Annotated in this window: 3 protein-coding genes; 1 reads left to right on the forward strand and 2 read right to left on the reverse strand. The window is 69.7% G+C overall.

All coding sequences use genetic code 11. The annotated features are described in order from the left end of the window. Positions 1-1,105 (reverse strand): Mur ligase family protein (locus tag BN4348_RS43195; RefSeq protein ID WP_066913368.1); only part of this gene is annotated, 1,105 nt, incomplete at its 3' end. Positions 1,106-1,269: 164 nt separating this feature from the next. Between BN4348_RS43195 and BN4348_RS43200 the strand changes: the two genes are divergently transcribed. After that, the gene (locus BN4348_RS43200) at positions 1,270-1,521 is read left to right on the forward strand and encodes a hypothetical protein (protein WP_066913364.1); all 252 of its coding nucleotides are present in this window, start codon (positions 1,270-1,272) and stop codon (positions 1,519-1,521) included. A gap of 241 nt (positions 1,522-1,762) precedes the next feature. Here the strand turns inward: BN4348_RS43200 and BN4348_RS43205 are convergent. After that, positions 1,763-3,825, reverse strand: a 2,063-nt coding sequence (locus tag BN4348_RS43205) for a peptidoglycan D,D-transpeptidase FtsI family protein (protein WP_066913366.1), incomplete at its 5' end; no start/stop codon positions are given.

Genomic DNA, 3,825 nt, shown 5'->3' on the forward strand with positions numbered 1-3,825 from the left:
CCTCCTCGAGGCGTCCGGGGACCCGGGTCTGCAGCAAACCCGGCGCCGCCTGTTCCGGGGACACCCCCACCGCGTCGAGGATCGCCAGTGCGACAAGGCAATTCGCGACGTTGTAGTGGCCCGGCAACCGGACGCCGACGCGGTGGTGCACGCCGGCGGGGTCGATGACCGTGAACTCTTGTCCCCCGGCGCCCAGCGGCGCCACGTCCATCGCGCGCCAGTGGGCCGGTTGATCGGCCGCGCTGACGGTGATCGCGTCACCGGCGCGGTCGGCCATCGCCCGCCCGGCGTCGTCGTCGACGCACACCACGACGGTGCGCGCGCGCAGCGGCGAATTCGGGTCGAAGAGCACGGCCTTGGCCTCGAAGTAGTCGGCCATCGTGGGGTGGAAGTCGAGGTGGTCGCGCGAGAGGTTGGTGAAGGCGCCCACCGCGAACGCGGTGCCGTCCACCCGGCCCAGGGTCAGGGCGTGGCTGGAGGCCTCCATGACCACGGTGTCGACCCCGCGCTCGGCCATCGCCGCGAGCAGCGCCTGCAGGTCGGGGGCCTCCGGGGTGGTGAGCGCGCTCGGGATGTCGGCGCCGTCGATGCGGATGCCGATCGTGCCGATCAGCCCGGCGGTGCGCCCGCCGGCCCGCAGCCCGGACTCGACCAGGTAGGTCGTGGTGGTCTTGCCCGACGTCCCGGTGATCCCGATGACCGTGACCTTCTCCGACGGGTTTCCGTACACCGTGGCCGCCAGGCCGCCGAGCACGCGCCGGGGCGCCGGGTGCACCAGCGTCGGCGCCGCGGCGGCTCGGGAGCCCATCTCGGCGACGCCGGCGGCGTCGGTGAGGACCGCGGCCGCACCACGTTCGATCGCGTCGCCGGCGAAGCGGGCGCCGTGCGTGGTCGAGCCGGGCAGGGCCGCGAACAGGTCGCCGCGCCGCACGTCCTGCGCGCGCAGCGTCACACCGGTGATCGGCACCTCGGGGACGGCCACCCCGTCGGCCATCACCGCGCCGGCCTGGGCTGCCAGCGCGGGCAAGCGGACCCCAAAACCGGAGGTGGGGCGCAGCTCAGCGGACACCGACACCACCTCCGTCCATCGTCGCGCAATCGCCATGATCAGCCATGACACCCTACCTAGACACAGTCGCCGCGGAGTCGCCGTGCTGTGCTGCGCCTGCCTCCAAGGATCCTTCAAGACGTTTGCCGCAACCTTGTGATGCGCCGACATTCCCGTCGGGTGAACGCAAATCGGCCGCTACCAAACAAGGGGTTAAGGCAATGAAGATCACGCTCACCGCGGCTGGCCTGCTTACCGCCGCCGTCCTGACGGCATGCGGTTCGGCCGGCCACAGCGACGCCTACAACAAGGGATTCAAGTTCGCCGACGGCAATGACTTGGTGCAGACCCAGGCCGGCATGATGGGCGCCTCCACCATCTGCGGCTCCTGGGCGACGAACCAGGCTCAGGGTCTCAATCAACAGGAGTGGATCCAGGGCTGCCAGGACGCCCTGGCGAAGAACAAGGGCTGACGCGGAAGACCGCCGCGTGAGAACGGCTGCCGCTCGCCGGAGTGCTTCGGCCTGTACAAATCCGGCGCCGTGCCGACGTCACGCCGGCAACGGCCGCACCTTCTCGCGCTGCATCGGCCAGCCCCGCTGCCAGCCCATCCGATCAACGATGGGCGCAGCAGGCGCACCACCGACGCCGATTTCCGGCAGTACCGGGGAATCGATCTCCGACTGCTAACCCAGCCATGAGCCCGCCACCGGGCTAGGTGGCCTGCAGCGTCAGCGGCGGCCCCGGATCCGGTGACAGCGGGACGTTCTCGCGCTGCATCAGCCAGCCGGCGATGTTGTGGAACAGCGGGGCCGCCGAATGCCCGGGCGAGCCGTCGGCGTTGCGCTGCGGGTTGTCCATCATGATGCCGATGACGTAGCGGGGATTGTCGACGGTGGCCATGCCGGCAAAGGTGATCCAGTAGACGTCGTCGAAATAGCAGCCGCAGCCGGGGTTGATCTGCTGGGCCGTGCCCGTCTTGCCGGCCATCTGGTATCCGGACACCGCGGCCGCCGGGCCGGTGCCCTGCTGGTAGCCCATCGGGTCGCGCTGCACGACGGCGCGCAGCATGCCCCGCACGGTCTGCGCGGTCTGCTGCGAGACCACCCGCACACCTTCGGGGTGCCGTTCCTCGGTCCGGGTGCCGTCGGGTGCGATGGTGGCCTTGATGATCCGCGGCGGTACCCGCAGGCCGTCGTTGGCGATGGTCTGGTACATGTCGGTCATCTGCAGCAGGGTCATCGAAAGGCCTTGGCCGATCGGCAGGTTGGAGAAGGTGCTGCCCGACCATTGGTCGATGGGCGGGACCAGGCCGGCGCTCTCACCGGGCAGCCCGACGTTGGTGCGCTGGCCCAGCCCGAACTTGCGGACCATGTCGTAGAAGCGTTCCGGCCCGACGCGCTGCGCCAGCATCAGGGTGCCGACGTTCGACGACTTCCCGAATACGCCGGTGGTGGTGTAGGGCATCACGCCGTGGTCCCAGGCGTCGTGGATCGATACCCCGCCCATCTGGATCGAGCCGGGCACGTGCAACACCTCGTCGGGATTACTGAGCCCGTATTCGATGACCGAGGACGCGGTGATCACCTTGTTCACCGATCCGGGCTCGAACGGCGAGGACACCGCCAGGTTGCCCAGCTGCCGGTCGCCCTGGCGCCCGATGTCCTGGGAGGGGTCGAAGGTGTTGTCGTTGGCCATGGCCAGCACCTCGCCGGTCTTGGAGTCGAGCACCACGGCCGAAACATTGTGCGCCCCAGACAGATTCTTGGCCTGCTGGACCTGCTGCTGCACATAGAACTGGATGTCGTCGTCGATGGTCAGCTGGACCGTGGACCCGTTGACCGCCCGGTGCCGGTTGCGGTAGCTGCCGGGGATGACGACGCCGTCGGACCCGCGGTCGTAGGTGACCGAACCGTCGGTCCCGGACAGCACGGAGTCCAGGGAATCCTCCAGCCCCAGCAGCCCGTGGCCGTCCCAGTCGATGCCGCCGACGATGTTGGCCGCCAGCGATCCGCCGGGATACTGGCGCAGATCCTGCCGCTCGGAGCCGACCTCGGGATACTTCTCGGAGATGGCGCTGGCCACGGCGGGGTCGACGGCGCGCGCCAGGTAGACGAAGGTGTCGTTGCCCTGCAGCTTCTTCAGCACGGTCTGGTAGTCGGGCTTGTTGTTCAGCCGGGTGGAGACCTCCTTGGCGATGTCCCGCAGCCTCTGCTGCGGGTCGGGGGCGGCCGAATTCTTCCTCTTCGCCTCGTCGAGTTGCTCGCGAATCCTCTTCGGCTGGAACGTCAATGCGCGCGACTCGATGGTGAATGCCAGCTGTTGGTTGTTGCGGTCGACGATGCTGCCGCGCACCGCCTTCTCGACGTCGGTGACCTTGAGCTGGCCGGCCGCCTGGGCCCGCAGCTGGGGGGCGTCCTTGACCTGCAGCATGAACAGCTGGGCCCCGGCCACCAGCATCAGCACTCCGATGACCGCGTTGCCGGCCCGGTGCCGGAAGACGAAGGACGCGCCCCGCGACCCCACTTCCACGATTTGGCGGGTGCGCCGCTGGCGCGCCGAGTGACCGGCGTCCACGGCGTCGGGCCGCGCATCGGGGCGGGTTGGCTTGGCCTCCTTGGGTTTCCGGAACCGCTTCGGCGCGTGCGCGTCCGGCGACTGCTGGACCTGCTTGGGCTTGCGGGGCCGCTTCGGTTGCCGGACCCCCTTGGGCTCCTGTGGTTTACGGGGACCGCGGGTCGGCCGCGCGGACTGCGCCCGGCTCGTGCGCCCGGCGT

This window comes from Mycobacterium interjectum (assembly GCF_900078675.2).
Lineage (GTDB): Bacteria > Actinomycetota > Actinomycetes > Mycobacteriales > Mycobacteriaceae > Mycobacterium > Mycobacterium interjectum.